The sequence below is a fragment of the Nocardia sp. NPDC049526 genome (assembly GCF_044465765.1).
Lineage (GTDB): Bacteria > Actinomycetota > Actinomycetes > Mycobacteriales > Mycobacteriaceae > Nocardia.
The window spans coordinates 823,432-839,604 of the sequence record NZ_JBITMA010000003.1 but is presented as its reverse complement, the minus strand read 5'-3'; the positions used below and the strand labels follow the sequence as shown (position 1 = coordinate 839,604).

General features: G+C 65.5%; 15 protein-coding genes. 4 read left to right on the top strand and 11 right to left on the bottom strand.

The window, feature by feature from the left end; genetic code table 11:
- The first annotated feature begins 1 nt into the window (after position 1).
- Complete coding sequence (locus ACIBW7_RS13430) at positions 2-478, top strand: anthrone oxygenase family protein (RefSeq protein WP_397046514.1); 477 nt, start codon at positions 2-4, stop codon at positions 476-478.
- Between the two features lie 214 nt (positions 479-692).
- Positions 693-1,631, top strand: coding sequence for a formylglycine-generating enzyme family protein (locus ACIBW7_RS13425; RefSeq protein ID WP_397046513.1), 939 nt, complete (start codon positions 693-695; stop codon positions 1,629-1,631).
- Positions 1,632-1,706: 75 nt separating this feature from the next.
- Here ACIBW7_RS13425 and ACIBW7_RS13420 read toward each other — a convergent pair whose 3' ends face one another.
- From ACIBW7_RS13420 to ACIBW7_RS13395, 6 genes are all read right to left on the bottom strand, one after another.
- Entirely contained in the window at positions 1,707-4,064 is a 2,358-nt protein-coding gene (locus ACIBW7_RS13420; RefSeq protein ID WP_397046512.1) for an arylsulfatase, read from the bottom strand.
- A 173-nt stretch (positions 4,065-4,237) separates the two neighbouring features.
- Positions 4,238-4,918: a TetR/AcrR family transcriptional regulator gene (locus tag ACIBW7_RS13415; RefSeq protein ID WP_397046511.1), complete on the bottom strand. Its 681-nt coding sequence runs from the start codon at positions 4,916-4,918 to the stop codon at positions 4,238-4,240.
- Entirely contained in the window at positions 4,915-7,179 is a 2,265-nt protein-coding gene (locus ACIBW7_RS13410; RefSeq protein WP_397046510.1) for an MMPL family transporter, read from the bottom strand. The genes ACIBW7_RS13415 and ACIBW7_RS13410 overlap by 4 nt, the downstream gene beginning before the upstream one ends.
- A gap of 116 nt (positions 7,180-7,295) precedes the next feature.
- The gene (locus tag ACIBW7_RS13405) at positions 7,296-8,093 is read right to left on the bottom strand and encodes an N-acetylmuramoyl-L-alanine amidase (protein ID WP_397046509.1); all 798 of its coding nucleotides are present in this window, start codon (positions 8,091-8,093) and stop codon (positions 7,296-7,298) included.
- Between the two features lie 50 nt (positions 8,094-8,143).
- Entirely contained in the window at positions 8,144-8,938 is a 795-nt protein-coding gene (locus tag ACIBW7_RS13400) for a hypothetical protein (protein ID WP_397046508.1), read from the bottom strand.
- A 105-nt stretch (positions 8,939-9,043) separates the two neighbouring features.
- A complete protein-coding gene (locus ACIBW7_RS13395) occupies positions 9,044-9,673 on the bottom strand; it encodes a LysE/ArgO family amino acid transporter (protein WP_387290526.1) in 630 nt (209 codons plus the stop codon).
- Between the two features lie 65 nt (positions 9,674-9,738).
- On the opposite strand from ACIBW7_RS13395, the gene ACIBW7_RS13390 reads away from it, so the two are divergent.
- Entirely contained in the window at positions 9,739-10,632 is an 894-nt protein-coding gene (locus ACIBW7_RS13390; RefSeq protein ID WP_397046507.1) for a LysR family transcriptional regulator ArgP, read from the top strand.
- On the opposite strand, the gene ACIBW7_RS13385 is transcribed toward ACIBW7_RS13390, so the two are convergent.
- From ACIBW7_RS13385 to ACIBW7_RS13370, 4 genes are all read right to left on the bottom strand, one after another.
- Positions 10,612-10,818, bottom strand: coding sequence for a hypothetical protein (locus ACIBW7_RS13385; protein WP_397046506.1), 207 nt, complete (start codon positions 10,816-10,818; stop codon positions 10,612-10,614). The genes ACIBW7_RS13390 and ACIBW7_RS13385 overlap by 21 nt on opposite strands.
- A gap of 95 nt (positions 10,819-10,913) precedes the next feature.
- Positions 10,914-11,354: a MerR family transcriptional regulator gene (locus tag ACIBW7_RS13380; RefSeq protein ID WP_397046505.1), complete on the bottom strand. Its 441-nt coding sequence runs from the start codon at positions 11,352-11,354 to the stop codon at positions 10,914-10,916.
- The gene (locus ACIBW7_RS13375) at positions 11,351-12,367 is read right to left on the bottom strand and encodes an NADP-dependent oxidoreductase (protein WP_397046504.1); all 1,017 of its coding nucleotides are present in this window, start codon (positions 12,365-12,367) and stop codon (positions 11,351-11,353) included. Before ACIBW7_RS13375 ends, ACIBW7_RS13380 begins: the two co-directional genes overlap by 4 nt.
- 113 nt (positions 12,368-12,480) lie before the next feature.
- Complete coding sequence (locus ACIBW7_RS13370) at positions 12,481-13,458, bottom strand: EamA family transporter (protein WP_397046503.1); 978 nt, start codon at positions 13,456-13,458, stop codon at positions 12,481-12,483.
- Positions 13,459-13,496: 38 nt separating this feature from the next.
- Here ACIBW7_RS13370 and ACIBW7_RS13365 point away from each other — a divergent pair, with 38 nt between their 5' ends.
- The gene (locus ACIBW7_RS13365; protein WP_397046502.1) at positions 13,497-14,027 is read left to right on the top strand and encodes a CGNR zinc finger domain-containing protein; all 531 of its coding nucleotides are present in this window, start codon (positions 13,497-13,499) and stop codon (positions 14,025-14,027) included.
- Positions 14,028-14,302: 275 nt separating this feature from the next.
- Here ACIBW7_RS13365 and ACIBW7_RS13360 read toward each other — a convergent pair whose 3' ends face one another.
- Entirely contained in the window at positions 14,303-16,165 is a 1,863-nt protein-coding gene (locus ACIBW7_RS13360; protein ID WP_397046561.1) for an amino acid transporter, read from the bottom strand.
- Positions 16,166-16,173: the final 8 nt, after the last annotated feature.

Genomic DNA, 16,173 nt, shown 5'->3' with positions numbered 1-16,173 from the left:
CATGCGCACAATCGCCTATTTCGCCGCCCAGATTTTCAGCGGCATCTTCGCCGGATTCCTGATCGCCGTCCTCGTTCTCGAACTATCGATGCGTGACGCCACCGCCTCCGTCTATACCCAGGTCCGGCAGATCGAACTGGAATGGCTCGACGTCCTCGCCAGCGTCACCCTGCTGCCCGCCCTGATCGCCACGGCCCTCGTCATCGCGGCCCGTTTTCGTGACCGCGGCCCGACCCGCTGGCTCCCGATCATCGCGTTCGCACTGCTCGCGGGCGTCCTGATCCTGACGGTCATCGTCAACCTGCCGATCAATGCCGACCAACGCGACTGGATCGTCACCATGCCGCCCGACGACTGGACAACCATCCGTGACCATTGGCAGCTCTCCCATGCGGTGCGCACGGTAGCCGCCACCCTCGCCTTCGCAGCCCTGAGCGCGGCGGCACCGTCAGCTTCGAAATCTTCATGGACTCGGTGAGGGGCGAAGGCACTGCTGGACAGCACCTGGTCGATCGCCCCTGCCGTTTCGCCGGGCGTCATGGCCAACGGCATCGACCGGATCGGCGAGGCTGCCGACGGCGTCGCACAGCTCCCGAGATCGCCGAGTCGACCGACTTCTGGCATGCATCGCCACGCCGACCGACCGCGTCGATCCGTCCTGTACCGGGGCCAACTATGAAACGCTGAATTCCATGACAGGTACGGGTCCGAAGAACATGGAGTGGATCCCCGGCGGGACATTCTGGATGGGATCTGGAGACTTCTATCCGGAAGAAGGTCCCGTTCATCAGGTCACCGTGGATGGCTTCTGGATGGACATCCATCCGGTAACAGTGGCCGAGTTCCGGCGGTTCATCAAGGACACCGGATACGTCACCACCGCCGAAACACCGCCGGAACCGGCGCAACACCCGGAAGCGGACCCGTCGTTGCTGGTGCCCGGCGCCTTGGTGTTCACCCCGACCCCGGGGCCTGTGCCGCTCGACGACTACTGGCGCTGGTGGTCGTTTACGCCGGGGGCGGATTGGCGCCATCCGCAGGGACCCGGCAGCAATCTCGATGGACGGCAACATCATCCGGTCACCCAGGTGTCCTGGTTCGACGCCTCGGCCTACGTCCAGTGGGCCGACAAGGAACTACCGACCGAAGCAGAATGGGAATTCGCCGCCCGGGGTGGCCTGGACCGGCAACCGTTCGTGTGGGGCGCAACGCACGAACCCGGCGGGCGGCGCGCCGCCAACGTCTGGCAGGGCCGGTTTCCCTGGGAGAACCTCGATGGGGACGGCATCGCCGGCACGTTGCCGGTGGGCCGTTTCCCGCCGAACGGCTATCGACTCAGCGATATGGCGGGCAATGTGTGGGAGTGGACGGTGGACTACTACACCGCCGACCACTCCGAGGCGGGGAAAACCGAGGCACCGGCAGCTGCCTGCTGCATTCCCGCCAACCCACGCAAGGCTGTTGCGCCCACGCCCGAGCCCGGCGAGGCGTACGCACGCCGGGTGATCAAGGGCGGCTCATACCTGTGTGCGCCGAACTACTGCCTGCGATATCGACCTGCGGCGCGTCAGGGCCAGACCGAGGAGACCTCCACATGTCACATCGGCTTCCGGTGCATCGTCAGACCGTGATGACCGGAACCGTTCTACACAGGTTCAGTCCGGCTTCCGTTTCGTAGGCTGCTGATAATCCGCGATCAGCAGCGGTTATTCGCGGGAGAGCATGGCGACGGCTTCGCGTTCGAGGTCGACGTAGGGTTCGCCGCTGACATCCACGGCCACCCGGTTCAAGGTGCCACCGGTGAACGCCCACGGGGCGGATCCGGGGTAGTCGTCGGTGACCGATTCCCCGCTGTCACGGCCGGCGTGCAAACCCTCGCCGGCGAGACTGAACTTGCCTGCCTGGGTTCTGATCCGTCCCTCACCGACCTTGCGGTCACCGTAATACAGGCTCACGACGCCGTGCGCAGTGCCGGGCGGATCCTCACCGTCCTTCTCGAACGAGGCCGCCAGGATCAGGTTCTCCCCGGTCGGTAGGTCCTCGGACGCGCTGATCTTCTGTTCCTCGCTGCCGAGGAAGTTGTAGACATACTGCAGCCGGTTGTCCTTGATGTAGAGGGCGTGCCCGCCGAACCGGCCGCCATGGGAGAACAGCACCCCGGCCGCGCCCGGTTCGGGGATGTCGACAAGCGCGCCGATCGAGTACGAGCGGTTGCGGATGTTGACCGCGACGGACTCGGGCACCTCGGCTCCACCGGGACGGTAGACGTAGCGGTTGCGGGGCGGCGCGAGCTGCGGACGCGGGGTGGTGACGATCTCGACGGCGGCGCGATCGTCGAGCGGCAACGCTTGATTCGCACCTGCCTCGTGGAACCACAACCCAACCAGCTCGGCGAGCCGCACGGGCTCCTCGGCAGCGAGATCGCGAAGCTCCGATCGGTCCTCCTGGCAGTGGTAGAGCTCCCAGGTGTCCTGCGAGAAGTTTCCCCAGCCGCTGATCGCGGGATGGGTGGTGACGGCCTTCCAGCCGTCGTGCCAGATACCCCGAGTGCCGAGCATCGAATAGAACTGGGTGCGCTTGGCAGTGGGGATGTTGGCGGCGTCGAAGCTGTAGCGCATGCTCACCCCCTGCAAGGGGTGCTGCGTGTATCCCTTCACCGTCTCCGGAAGTTCGATGCCGATGCAGTCCAACAACGTCGGGACCACGTCGACCGCGTGGTGGTACTGGTCCCGGGTCTCACCCCGCGCTTCGATCCCTGCGGGCCACGAGAGGATGCACGGGTCGCAGGTGCCGCCGTTGAACGAGTAGCGCTTCCACATCTTGTACGGGGTGTTGAAGGCCATCGCCCACCCGTTCGGGTAGTGGTTGTAGGTCTTGGTACCACCCAGCTCGTCCAGTTTGGCGAGATTTTCGGCCAGATCGTCTGGTACACCGTTGGCGAACTTGTTCTCGTTGACCGACCCGTTGGGGCCGCCTTCGCCGCTGGCGCCATTGTCGGAGACCACCACGATGATGGTGTTGTCGAGCTGCTCGATGTCCTCGAGATAGTCCAGCAGCCGACCGATCTGATCGTCGCAGTGCGAGACGAATCCCGCGTACACCTCGGCCATCCGGGCAAACAGACGTTTCTCGTCGTCGGAGAGGGTGTCCCACGGTTTGGTGTAATCCAATTCCGGGAAGGGTTGCCCATCGGGGCCGGTGCGGGTCTCGGGGGTGCCGATCGGGTTCAGCGGCGGCAACTCGGTGTTCGCGGGGACCAGACCCATCTCCTTCTGCCGGGCCAGGGTCTGCTCCCGCATCGCCTCGTAGCCGGCGTCGAACCGTCCGCGGTAGCGGTCTGCCCATTCGCGTGGCACCTGGTGCGGGGCGTGGGCGCAGCCCGGCGCGTAGTACAGGAACACCGGCCGGTCGGGCGCGATCGCCTTGACGTCTCCGATGAAGTCGAGGGCCCTGTCGGTGATGTCGACACTGAAGTGGTAGCCCTGCTCCGGGGTGGCGGGCTGCTCCACGGGATGGTTGTCGTGTACCAGGTCGGGGTACCACTGGTTCGTCTCGGCGCCGAGAAAGCCGTAGAAGCGCTCGAATCCACGGCCGACCGGCCAATTCCGTTTGGTGGACGCCAAATTCATCTCGTCCTCGGCACACAGATGCCATTTGCCGACCATCGCGGTGGAAAAGCCCTGCTCGACCAGGACCTCGGCGAGGGTGGCGCATTCCGGCGGGATGTGCCCGTTCGCGCCGGGGAAGCCGACCGCCGCCTCACTGATGCACGCCATGCCGTTGGTGGTGTGGTTGCGGCCGGTCAGCAAGCAGGATCGGGTCGGGGAACACAGCGCGGTGGTGTGCCACTGGCTGTAGCGCAGCCCGTTGGCCGCGATCCGGTCGATGTTCGGGGTGTCGATCGGGCCGCCGTAGCAGCCCACGGCCCCGAATCCTACGTCGTCGAGCACGATGTAAAGCACGTTCGGCGACCCCGGCGGCGCCTTCGGTTGCGCGTACGGACCCCAGTCCGGAATCGAGTCGCGAATGTCGAGATTGACGAGTCCTCTGAATGGCTTGGCCATTGCCTGCTCCTCGTACGGGGATCCCCCCTTCATCCACTACACCACCACCGACCACCCTTTGACAGGGCCGTTAGCACAGGTAAACGTGCGCACCGGGAGCCGCTCGAAACCCTGAAGGAGGCGACTCCGGACGGTTCGGCACAGGCCGAAAGCAGGCGTCGAAGTCCGAGCGATCAGAGTTGCCGACGGTTTTCCCGCAGCCACTGCGCGACGCCATCAGGGGTCACGTCGTCGCCGAGGACATTGTCGATGACAACGCGCCCGACACAGGTCGAGCGCAGTACGCGATCGGCGAACGCCTCCACATCTCCCCACGGCAGATAGGGTTTCGCGATCAGCAGCGAGGCGATGCCGTGCGCACTCGACCACAGCTCCAAAACGACCGGCACCGGGTCACCCGGCGCGACCACACCGAGGTTCATACACTCGGTGACGGTCGCCGCGAGATGGGCGAAGGCACTGCTGGTCAGCACCTGGTCTACCGCACCCGCCGTCTCACCGGGCGTCATGGCCAAGCGGTACTGCTCCGGATGTTCTCTGGCGAAGCGGACATACGCCAGGCCCTGCTGACGCAGACGCTCCATAGGCGAATCGTTCGGATCGGACGCGGCCAGCATTTCCGCGTCCAGATCTTCGAAGACCTGGGCCACCACCGACTCGAACAGCTGATCCTTATCCGCGAAATGGCGGTAGATCGATGGCGGGGTGACACCGACGATCTTGGCGATCTCCCGAATGGAAACCGCGTCGACGTGACCGGCATCGGCCAGCAGTTTCTTTGTGGCATCGAGGATTTCGGCGCGCAGCTCCGCACCGGAGCCGCGTGCCGAACGCTGCCTGCGGGTGAAATTCACGTTCGTCCGGCTAGTAGATGTTTATCGGATTCGGTTGTGCCCGGTGCGGTTTCGCCCTCACTCAAGCCGATCTTGGCGTGCAGCCGGGCGAGTGGCGCGGGCGCCCACCAGTTCGCGGTGCCGAGCAACCGCATGAGTGCGGGTGCGAGCAGGCCACGGATCAACGTTGCGTCCGCGAGCACCGTCAAAGTCAGCCCCAGGCCCATCATCTGGATGAACGATACCTTCGAGGTGACCATGGCGGCCATCACGATGGCCATCAGTAGCGCGGCCGCGGTGAAGATCCGGCCGGTGCGCGCGACACCCAGCGCGACCGCGCGAGTGTTGTCCGCGGCGGTGCGTCCCGAGGCCAGCCACTCCTCACGGATACGCGAGAGCAGGAATACCTCGTAGTCCATGGACATTCCGAAAGCGAGACAGAACATCAGGATCGGCATCGTCGGGACCAGATATCCGGTCGCGTCGTTGCCGAAAACGCTGGACAGGTGACCGTCCTGGAAGATCCAGACCATCGCACCGAACGCGGCGGTCAGCGAAAGCGTGTTGAGGGCAAGAGCTTTCAGCGGCAGCAACACACTGCCGGTGAACAGGAACAGGACGATGAAAGAGGCGAGCACGATCAGTCCACCGGCCAATGGCAGTCGCGCACTCAGCGCGTCGAGGGAGTCGCGGTTGATCGCGGCGCTGCCACCGAAGAGCGCCGGTCCGGGGCTCGGGACATCGCGAAGCCGGTCCAGCTGAGTCTTGCCCGCCGAGGTGAAGGGATCGACTGTCGTCGCGACAGTGAGGAATGCGCCGGTGTCGTTCGTCATCTGTGGCGATCCCGCCGCCACCTTCATGCCGCCGGCGTACAGGCCAGGACCCGAAAGCACTCCGGACACGCCTTCCACCTTCGACAGCGCGGCGGCGTAATCGCCGATGGCGGCCGGGTTTCCGCGGTAATCGTCGAGCACCACGGTGGCATTGGTCGCGGCATTGGATTGGAAGTCCGAACGCAGTGCATCGCCGACCGTGCGGCTGGTGCTGGAAGCGCCCGTATTGAGCACCCGATCGTCCGGATAGCCGAATTTCACGCCGAGGAACGGGGATCCGATCGCCAGCATCAGGACGATGATCGCGATGGCGACCGGTGCGGCATGACGCATCACCCGCTGGACTGTGCGATACCAGAAGGTCTGCTCGAGCGCGCGCTGGGCGTGCAGATCCCGGCCGAGCAAGCGCCCCAACGGCTTTCGCAGATCCAAGGCATTTACTCGGTGTCCGAGCACCATCAATACCGCGGGCAGGATCAGGATCGATGCGGCGGCGGCCGCCGCGACCACCGCAACGCCGGAGTAGGCAAAGGATTTCAGGAAGTACAGATTGAAGACGCCCAGCGCGGCCACCGACAGCGCGACGGTCAGCGCGGAATACAGCACCGTGCGTCCCGCGGTCTGCACCGCGCGCACCACGGCCGCCTCGACCTCGAGTCCATTGCCGAGTTCTTCGCGGTAGCGGCTGACAATGAACAGGCTGTAGTCGATCGCGAGGGCTAGACCGAGTGCCGTGGTCAAGTTCAGCGCGTAGATCGACACATCGGTGAAGACCGTGAGGGTGCGCAGGATCGCCAGGGTGGTCAAGATCGCGAAGATGCCGACGGCCAGCGGTAGGAAGGCCGCGACCAGGCTGCCGAACACCAGGATCAGCACGATGAACGACAGCGGGATGGCCACGCTCTCGGCGACCGCGAGATCGTGGGTGATCTGCTCGTTCGAGTCCTGATAGATGGTGCTGAGGCCGCCCTGATAGACGCTGACGCCGTCATTGGTGCCGGTGACCTCTTCGGCGATCACACCGGCTGTCTTCTGGGCCACGGACTCTTCGCCGGTGATGTAGCCGAGCACCAGCGCGCTCTTACCGTCCTTGCTGCGCAATGCGGACGACACCGACTGCGGAGCGTTCCAATAGGACTGGATGCCGATCACATCGCCACGCGAGCGCAGGGTGTCGACCACCTTCGCGCCCGCGGCCTTGGCGGCCGGACTGTCCGCACCGGCATCATCGCGAACCAGCAGGATGAGGTTGGGTTCCGCGCCGCCGAAGTTATCGGCGATCAGCTTGGCGACCTGCGACGACTCGGCATCGCCCGGGGTGAAACCCCCGGTCTTCATATGCGAGGTCACCGTGGCGCCGAATGCGCCGCAGAGTACGGCCAATAGTGCGGCGGCGAGCAGGATCGTCCGCGGATGCCTGGTGGCCAGATGTGCGATCCGTACGAGCATGAGCAACTCCCCTAGTTCGACTGCCCCCAGGTAACAGCGTTAGCGTAACGCCGTTAACTCAGTGGCGATAGGAGTGCGCAGCTAACAAATAGTGATCTCGATCATGGTTTAGGCGACTACCCCAGGAAGGCGACGATCGCATTGGCGATGGCGTCCGCATACCTCGCCCGACCGTCGGGCGATTCGATCAGCGCCGCGTCACCCGGATCGCGCATATTTCCACACTCGACCAATGCGACCGGGCGTTCGGAGAGGTTGAGACCCGCCAGATCCGCGCGCGGGTTCATGCCGTTGGAGCCGACATAGGTCGACGGGACGAAGCCGGACCCGATCATGGTGTCGCGCAAAGTCGTTGCCAGTCGCTGCGACGGCTCGTCCTGTGCCGGGTTCAGGGGCGGCGAGGAATACGCGACGTGGAAGCCGTGCGCGCCCGCGGCGGCACCGTCGGCATGGATCGAGACGACAGCCGCTGCGCCACTGCGGTTTCCGATGGCGGCGCGTTCGTCGACACACGGGCCGACGCCCGCATCGTCGTCGCGGGTCAGCACGACCCGAATTCCACGGGCGGCCAAGGCATCCCGAACACGGATAGCCACATCCCAAGTGAATTCGTGCTCGGTGTAGCCGTCGGTGGCCGACGTGCCGGTAGTGTTGCACGCCTTGGTTTTTCCGCGACCGTCCGGCACCTGACGGTTGATCTCGCCGGGCTGTGCGGCATTGCCGCCATTGTGGCCGGGGTCGATGACGACCACGCGGTCATCGGCGATGAAGCGCGGCGGGGCTGTCGCCGGTTCGTCGCCGACGTGCGGTGCCGTGGTACGCGCCGATGAACCCGATGCGTCGTGCGCGCATCCGCCGAGCAACATGCCCCACGCGCAGATCGCGGCGGTCGTCTTCCAGCTTCGCAATCGCATGACATCGACACTGCCACAGGCTTGCGGCCGGTTCATCGAGACAGTGATAGCTAACGGAAGGCCAGTGCGCCGAGCATATCCGCGTGCCGGTACTGCAGATACTTCTTCACCGTGTCCGCGGCAACAGCAGCGTTCGCAGTGGCCACGGTGACCACGACGAACTCCTTCTCGGTCCCGTCGCGCCATTTGCCGGTGACGAAATTGTCGATATAGGTGCCCGGTCGCAGGTGCACGTCCTCGTCGGTGAACTTGCCGAGCGCGGCGGTGGCCTGGCCCTCGCTCGACATCGCCATGACGAATTGGGTGATCTTCAGCCCGCCACCCTCGGCCCGGTACACCATTTCGGCGGCGTACTCGCAGCCCAGTCCGCTGAGCTTGCCGTTCACCTCGAAATCACGGCAGTTGGCGTGGTCGCGACCCTCGACCCAGTCGGCGTGCAGTTCCACACTGTCGAATTTGAAATTCCAGTCGCCGGCGAAGTCGTTGTAGGTGAGCTTGCCCGAGGACGGCTGGCCCGGGCGCGGCGTTGTCGTGCTCGTCCGCGGCGCGCTCGTCGCCGGGACGACGGTGGCGGTGGCGTCCGATGCCTGCGGTTGGTCGTTATCTCGCGCGGTGATCACAACCAGGCCGACGCCGACCACGGCGAGTACCGCGACCAGTCCGAGCACCACCGCGACGATCACACCGGTCTTCGATTTCGGCGGCGGGCCGGGTGCCGGCGCGCTGGGGTACCCCATCGGGTAGCCCGTCTGCGCCCAGCCCTGCTGCGCCGGATAGTCCACCGGCTGTCCCCACGGCGCCGGGTCCTGCCGCGGCTGCTCCCCATAGCCATACGGATAATTCACTGCCTGCCCACCTCTCCCGCCGGGGCGGCGACCCCCACCCTGCTTCGGCCGAACCAGTCAGGTACTGATCGCGAGCCGATCCCCCGGCGTTGCAGTTACGCCAGCTTAGCCGGTGAGCAATAGGCCCAGCGCAAGGCAGAACATGACGGCCGCGATCACCGAATCGAGCACGCGCCAGGCGATCGGGCGGGCGAACAGCGGGCCGAGTTTGCGGGCGCCGTAGCCGAGCGAGGTGAACCAGATGATGCTGGCGACCATCGCGCCCGCACCGAGGAACCAGCGGTCCGGACTGGTGTAGGTATTGGCGAAGGAGCCGAGCAGCAGCACCGTGTCCAGGTAGACGTGCGGGTTGAGCCAGGTCAGGGCCAGGCAGGTGAGGACGGTCGCGCCGAGTGCGACGGTGGCTCCGGTGGACTCGGCGGTCAGGCTCGATGCCGCGAAGGCGCGGCGGGCGGCGAGAATGCCGTAGCCGAGTAGAAATGCGGCTCCGGCGTAGCGGATCACCGTCAACAGCACGGGTGCGGATTCGACCACGACGCCCAACCCGCCGACTCCCGCGGCGATCAGCACGATGTCCGACACGGTGCAGACCGCGACCACCGCGAGCACATGCTGACCGCGCAGACCTTGTCGCAGGACGAAGGCGTTCTGCGCGCCGATCGCCACGATCAAGGAGAGTCCGAAACCGAGTCCCGAGATGGCCGCCAGGGCCGCCGATGATGCCGTCACATGCATCGACGCTAGATCCGCAGCTCTAACCAGACCAGCTAAAGATTCTGAAGTACCTTTATGATTTCTTAATGGACCTGCAGCTCGATCAGCTCCGCGCGCTCAACGCGGCGGTCACCGAGGGCACCTTCGATGCGGCCGCGCGCAGTCTGCGTGTGACGCCGTCGGCGATCAGTCAACGCATCAAGGCGCTCGAGGATGCGGCCGGTCGCATATTGTTGCAGCGCACAAAACCGGTGCGGCCCACCGAATCCGGGCTCGCGGTGCTGCGGTTGGCCCGGCAGATCGAACTGCTCGCCGGCGATGCCGCACGCGAACTCGGCGGTACCGATCGACCCGCGGATCGGCCGATCCGGGTGCCGATCGCGGTCAATGCCGATTCGCTGGAAACGTGGGTGATGCCCGCGCTGCGGCAGGCGCCCGCCGGTGTGTGTTTCGAGATACATCGCGAGGACGAGGAGCATACGACTCGACTGCTGCGCGACGGGACGGTGATGGCCGCGATCACCGCCACCGCAGCGGCAGTGCAGGGATGCCGGGTGGAGCGGCTCGGCGCCATGCGCTATCGGCCCATGGCGAATCCGCGGTTCGCGCGGACCTGGTTCGCGGATGGGCCGACTGCGCAAGCGTATTCCGTTGCGCCGGTGGTGCTTTTCGATCGCAAGGACGATCTGCAGGATCGGCATCTGCGGCGGCGGTGTGGGCAGCCGGTGGATCCGCCGCGGCATTATGTGCCGTCATCGGCCGGATTCGCGGAGGCGATTCGGATCGGGCTGGGATGGGGGATGTTGCCGGATCTGCAGACTCGGGGTGGCCGGAATCTCGTGCCCATCGACGGGGATTCGTATATCGATGTGCCGCTTTATTGGCAGCAGTGGAAGGTTGATTCACCCGCGCTCAGTGGGGTTGCGAGTGCTATCGCGGCCGCTGCGGCCGAGGCGCTGTCAGATGGTCCACGGCGGTGACTTCGGGAATGTCGCCGCCCCACCCCTGCGGCGTACTCGATACACACCGAAGGTCTCGTCGTGCGCATCCGCGGCCGCCAGCGCCGCTTCCACTAGCTCGGCCGCACTGACTTCCCCGCGTCTGAGCCCCGCCCGCGCGTCTGCGATCGTGGTGAATGCCGTTGCTGTCGCATCAGTTTCAGCCATCCCCATCCGTAGCCCCCGATCCTGCCACGCGGACCCCGTCGGCGGGCGAATTCGGAACACTTCCCCTTCACAGTCACAATCGATTCCCGCCCGCCCTATACCTGGTCGGTGGACGGGATTTCGTCGCGCTGAGCGGTTGGGGCGTCGGCTGCGAGCCAGGGCATGCGGTCGAGCAGCCGGTCCCGCAGTTCCGTCAACCGAGTGATGCGCTCGTTCAGCTCGGCAACTCGTGGCGGTCCGACGGCCGCGTATCCGGTGACGCAGCGCGGTTCGAAGGGAAATACGGCGGGCAGGTCGTGGTCCAGGTAGGGCAGGAAGGCCCGGACATCGTCGATGGTGAAACCGATGTCGAGCAGTTCGCGGATGTTGTTCACCTGTTTGATCGCGTTTTCGTCATAGGTGCGGTACCCCGAGGTGGTCCGCTCGCAGGTGAGCAGGCCCTGCTCTTCGTAGAAGCGCAGGGCGCGGGTGGTCGTTCCGGTGCACGCCGCGAGTTCACCGATCAGCATCTCTTTCCCTTCCGTCGGTACGGTCAACGCGCGAGACGTATTACCACCTTCCCGGTGTAGTGGCCGCGGACCAGATCGAGCAATGCGCGCGGCGCGTTCTCCAGCCCGTCGACGATGGTCTCGGTTCGGACGAGTTGCCCATCGGCAATCCAGCGACGTAACCGTTGCCCGAATTCCGCCGCCAGATCCAGATGGTCGAGCATGGTGAAGCCCCGCAGCGTGATCCGCTTACCGATCACCGGCAGCAGATCTCCGGGACCTTCATCGGGCAGACCACCGGAGCGCTGCCGAGCGAGAGCGCCGCAGAGTGCGATGCGTCCGCCCACGTTCATCACCTCGATCGCCGCCCGCAACTGAGCACCACCCACATTGTCGAAATACACGTCGATTCCGTCCGGCGCGACCGCTCGCAACTGCTCGACCAGGGGTGCGTCGTGGTAATCGAACGCCGCGTCGAAGCCGAGCTCGTCGATGACATGGCGCACCTTTCGCGCCGAGCCGACGCTACCGACGACCCGACCCGCGCCGAGCAGCCGCGCGATCTGGCCGGCCATGCCACCGGTGGCACCCGCCGCGCTGGAAACGAAAACGGTATCGCCGGCACGCAGGCCCGCCACGGCCGATAGGCCCGCGTAGGCGACCAGCCCGAATCCGAGATAGCTGGACGGCGATGGGTACGCGTCCGGATCCACGATCCGGATCGCGCTCGCCTCGGCCACCGAGTACTCGCGCCAACCCAACCGATGCAGCACCAGCGCGCCTTCCGGAACATCCGGATCCGCGGAGGCGACGACCTCGCCGATCGCGTCGCCGAACATCGTGGCGCCAACAGCGAACGGCGGCATGGGAATTCCCGGATAGGCGCCGATCTGCATGAGCATTCCGGGATCAATCGACATGTACAGATTCCGCACCAGCACCTGCCCCGGCGCCGGATCGGGCACCGGCTGCTCGACCAGTCGGAAGTCGGACAGTTCCGGAAATCCGACCGGCCGTGCGGGAAGCTGGACGGCCCGTGCGGTTCGCGTCATAACAGTCATGGGAGCGACGCTAAGGATTGACGTATACGTGAAGGTCAAGCCACGCCCGCGGGTTGACCTCGCCGGTTGCAGCAGGTGCGGTACCGGTCACAGCTCGAGCCCAATGTGCCGCATCACCGTTCCAGGCGAAACCGTCGGCTTGATGCGGGGGTCTGCGTGGCGGGGGTGGTTTCGCCTTGGCGGACCGTGATTACTCCTATGAGGATCAAGGCGCCGCCGAGGAGTTGGAGCGGGCGGGGAGATTCGCCGAGCAGTACCCAGGCGAAGGCCAGAGCGGCCAAGACTTCGAAGAGGGCTACGAAGGAGGCGAGGCGGGAGCCCAGGAGCCGGGTGGCGGCGATGCCGGAGACGTAGGCGAGGGCGGCGGTTATCGTGCCGAGCGCGAGGACCGGGAGCCACCAGGAGACGGTGAGGTGTTGGAAGACAACGGGATTGGTGGTGGCACGGAGGGGGACGATGCCGATCGCGCCTGCCGCGAGGAGGGCGAGTCCGCCGAGGAGGAGGCCGCCGGCGGCAAGTACGGTGCCGGGCAGAGTGCCGTCGCCGTGGGCGGAGAGCAGGAAGTAGGCGGCGGCGCCGATCATGGCGGCGAGGGCCCAGGCGATGCCGATGCCGCCGGCGGCCGGGCCCGAGCGCAGGTCGATGACCAGGACCAGGCCGGTCATTCCGAGTAGTGCGCCGAGAACCGTTGCCGCGCTGGGTCGTTGGCTTTGACGCAGCCATAGCCAGCCGACCACGGCGACCGGCGCGGTGTATTCGATGAGCAGTGCCACGCCGACCTGCATATGGGCGACGGCGTTGAAGTAGGCGAGTTGGGTACCGGCCACGGCGAGCAGTCCGTACGCGGTGATCAAAGATGCGTTGCGACGCAACAGATCCCAGTTACCGCGCAATTGGACCAACGCAATCGGCACCAGTACCGCGGCGGCGACCAGCACGCGGACCGCCACCACGGACGCGGAGCTCCAGCCCGCATTCATCAAGCCGCGAGCCAGTGATCCCGAGAGCCCGAACGAGGACGCGGACACCACCGCGCACAGCAGTCCGGTACGCAGCCGCTGCGCAGTGTTGTCATGAGTCATCGTAACCATGACTAATGACGCTAAGGTCGGCCGGGTAATATGTCAACATGGTCTTTGCTCATGACACTGAGGCGGCGTTGGTAGCCGCGGTGGAGCTGGTGAATTCGGCGGAGGAGCCGGATACGTTGACCGAGCTCGGCCAGCTCGACGAGTTCTTCGTCAAACACGTCTACACCGGCGTGCACTCCGGCGACGCCGCCGAACTCGCGGCGGTGCGCGCCATGCGCGCGCCGCTACGCCGCATGCTGACCAGCGATCGCGATACGACGGTGCGACTGATCAACGAAACGCTGTCGAAGCATCGCGCCCTGCCGCAATTGGTCCGACACGGTGATGTCGACTACCACATCCACGCGGTGCCCGCACAGGCTCCGCTGCCCGTCCGCATCGCCGTCGAGACCGCGATGGCAATGGTCGATCTGGTCCGCTCCGACGAGCTGAGCCGGCTATCCCTCTGCGCCGACGAGGACTGCGAGGGCCTGGTTCTCGACCTGTCCCGCAACAGATCGCGCCGCTATTGCAGTACCGCATGCGGGAATCGCAACGCTGTCGCCGCCTACCGCGCCAGGAAGAAGTGAATCCCGGTCTGTGGAAGCGCAATCGTCGGCGCGAGAGTCTCGTACTACCTTGCTGGCACCGAATTCTCCCCAGAGAAGGTGTGTCATGATTCTCCCCAGAGAAGGTGTGTCATGCGGTTTCTGGTGCTCATCGTCGGGATCATCTGCGCACTCGCGGGCTCGCCAACGGTGCATGCGGAACCAGCCACATCCGAATCGACTGGTCCGCAGCAGGACTCGTTCTACCGAGCGCCCGCGTCGCTGTCGGCATTCACACCCGGCGCAATCGGCCGGCCCTAGCTGTCGACGTGGACGTGGGGGCGGTCGGCGGGGTTCGGGACGGCGCGGCGGATGATTTCCCGGGTTACGGGGGCGACCTCGCCCTCGCCGACGAAGAGGAACTTCAGGAGGTTGACCAGCGGGTTGCCTTCTGTCCATTCGAAATACACGTGCGGTTCCAGGCCGGTGCGGTCGCGGATGGCGAGCAGGATGGCGGCGATGGAGTTGGGGATGGCGGTGGCTTCGACGCTGAGGATGCGGTAGCCCTCGAGGTCGAGTCCGGTGACGCGCAGGTCGGTGCTGAAGTCGGAGGCGTCGCGGACGATGACCTCGAGGAACAGGATCGGGGCGTCCGCGGGGATGTGGCTCTCCAGGCGTTGATCGGCTTCCTTCTCCCGGTACTCCTCGGGCCTGCGCTGGTCGATGTCGTGGGTGACGATGCGAATCATGCCCTCGGCCGCGGCCTGATCGATCATGCGCGCGGCGGTTTCGTCGAAAGTCACCTCGATGGCGCGCAATTCGAAGGAGCGCCGGGCGCGCGAGACGAAAGACATGACGATGATCGTCAAGATGAACAGCGATGCCAGTTGCACGCCCTCGGGGCGTTCGAAGATGTTGGTGATAGTCGTGTAGACGAAGACCGCAGATATCGCGCCGAAGCCGATTACCTTGTTGCGCTCGCCCTTCCGCGCGGCCGACAGGGTCACCGCGACCGCGGCGGAGGTGATGAGCACGAGCACACCGGTCGCGTACGCACCGCCCTGTGCATCGACATCGGCGTTGAAGTACCAGGTGATACCGAAGGCGATGACCGCGAATACCAGCACCAGTGGCCGCACCGCACGGGCCCACTCCGGCGCCATGCCGTACCGAGGCAGGTAGCGCGGCACCAGATTCAGCAGTCCTGCCATGGCCGACGCGCCCGCGAACCAGAGGATCGCGATGGTGCTCACGTCGTACACCGTGCCGAACATATCGCCGAGGTATTCGTGCGCCAGCCAGGCCAGCGCTCGACCGTTCGCGGACCCACCCGCTTCGAACTCCCGTTCCGGAATCAGCACAACCGTAATGAAACTGGTCACGATGAGGAAGCTGCTCATGATCAGGGCGGAGGTGGTCAACAGCTTGCGCGCCCCGGCGATGCGAGCGGTCGGGTTCTCCTCGGAATCCCCTGGCGCACCCTTGATTTGCGGCATCACGGCGACACCGGTCTCGAATCCGGACAAGCCGAGCGCCAGCTTGGGGAAAACCAGCAGCGAGACACCGATCATCGCCGCGACGTTGCCGTGCTCGGCGGTCAGCGCATGCGTCCAGTCGACGACCAGATCACCGGCAGTGAGCACGTGATACAAACCGACGACGGCGACAACGACATTCAGCGAGAGGTACGCTCCGACCAACGCGACCGCGATCTTGATCGCCTCGGCGAAACCCTTCAGGAAGATCGCCGCGAGCAATGCCAGCAGGGCGAGCGTGATGAGCAGGTTGTGATCGTGCAGAGCCGCAGGCACATAAGGGTTTTCGACGATATGAGCGGCACCGTCGGCGGCCGACAGCGTCATGGTGATGACGAAATCGGTTGCCGCGAAACCGAGCAGCACCAGAATGAAGATCTTGCCGGTCCAGCGCGGTAGGTGTTCGGTGAACATGGCCAGCGAACCGCCACCGTGCGGGCTCTCCCGCGCCACCCGCCGATACACCGGTAGCGCACCGAACAGCGTCAGCGCGACGAGCACCAGCGTGGCCAGCGGCGACAGCACACCGGCCGCGACCGCTGCGATACCCGGCTGATAGCCGAGGGTCGAGAAGTAGTCGACACCGGTCAGGCACATCACCTGCCACCAGGACCGCTCGTGTTCGGCAGCACCCGGCTTGCGCATCGGGCCCG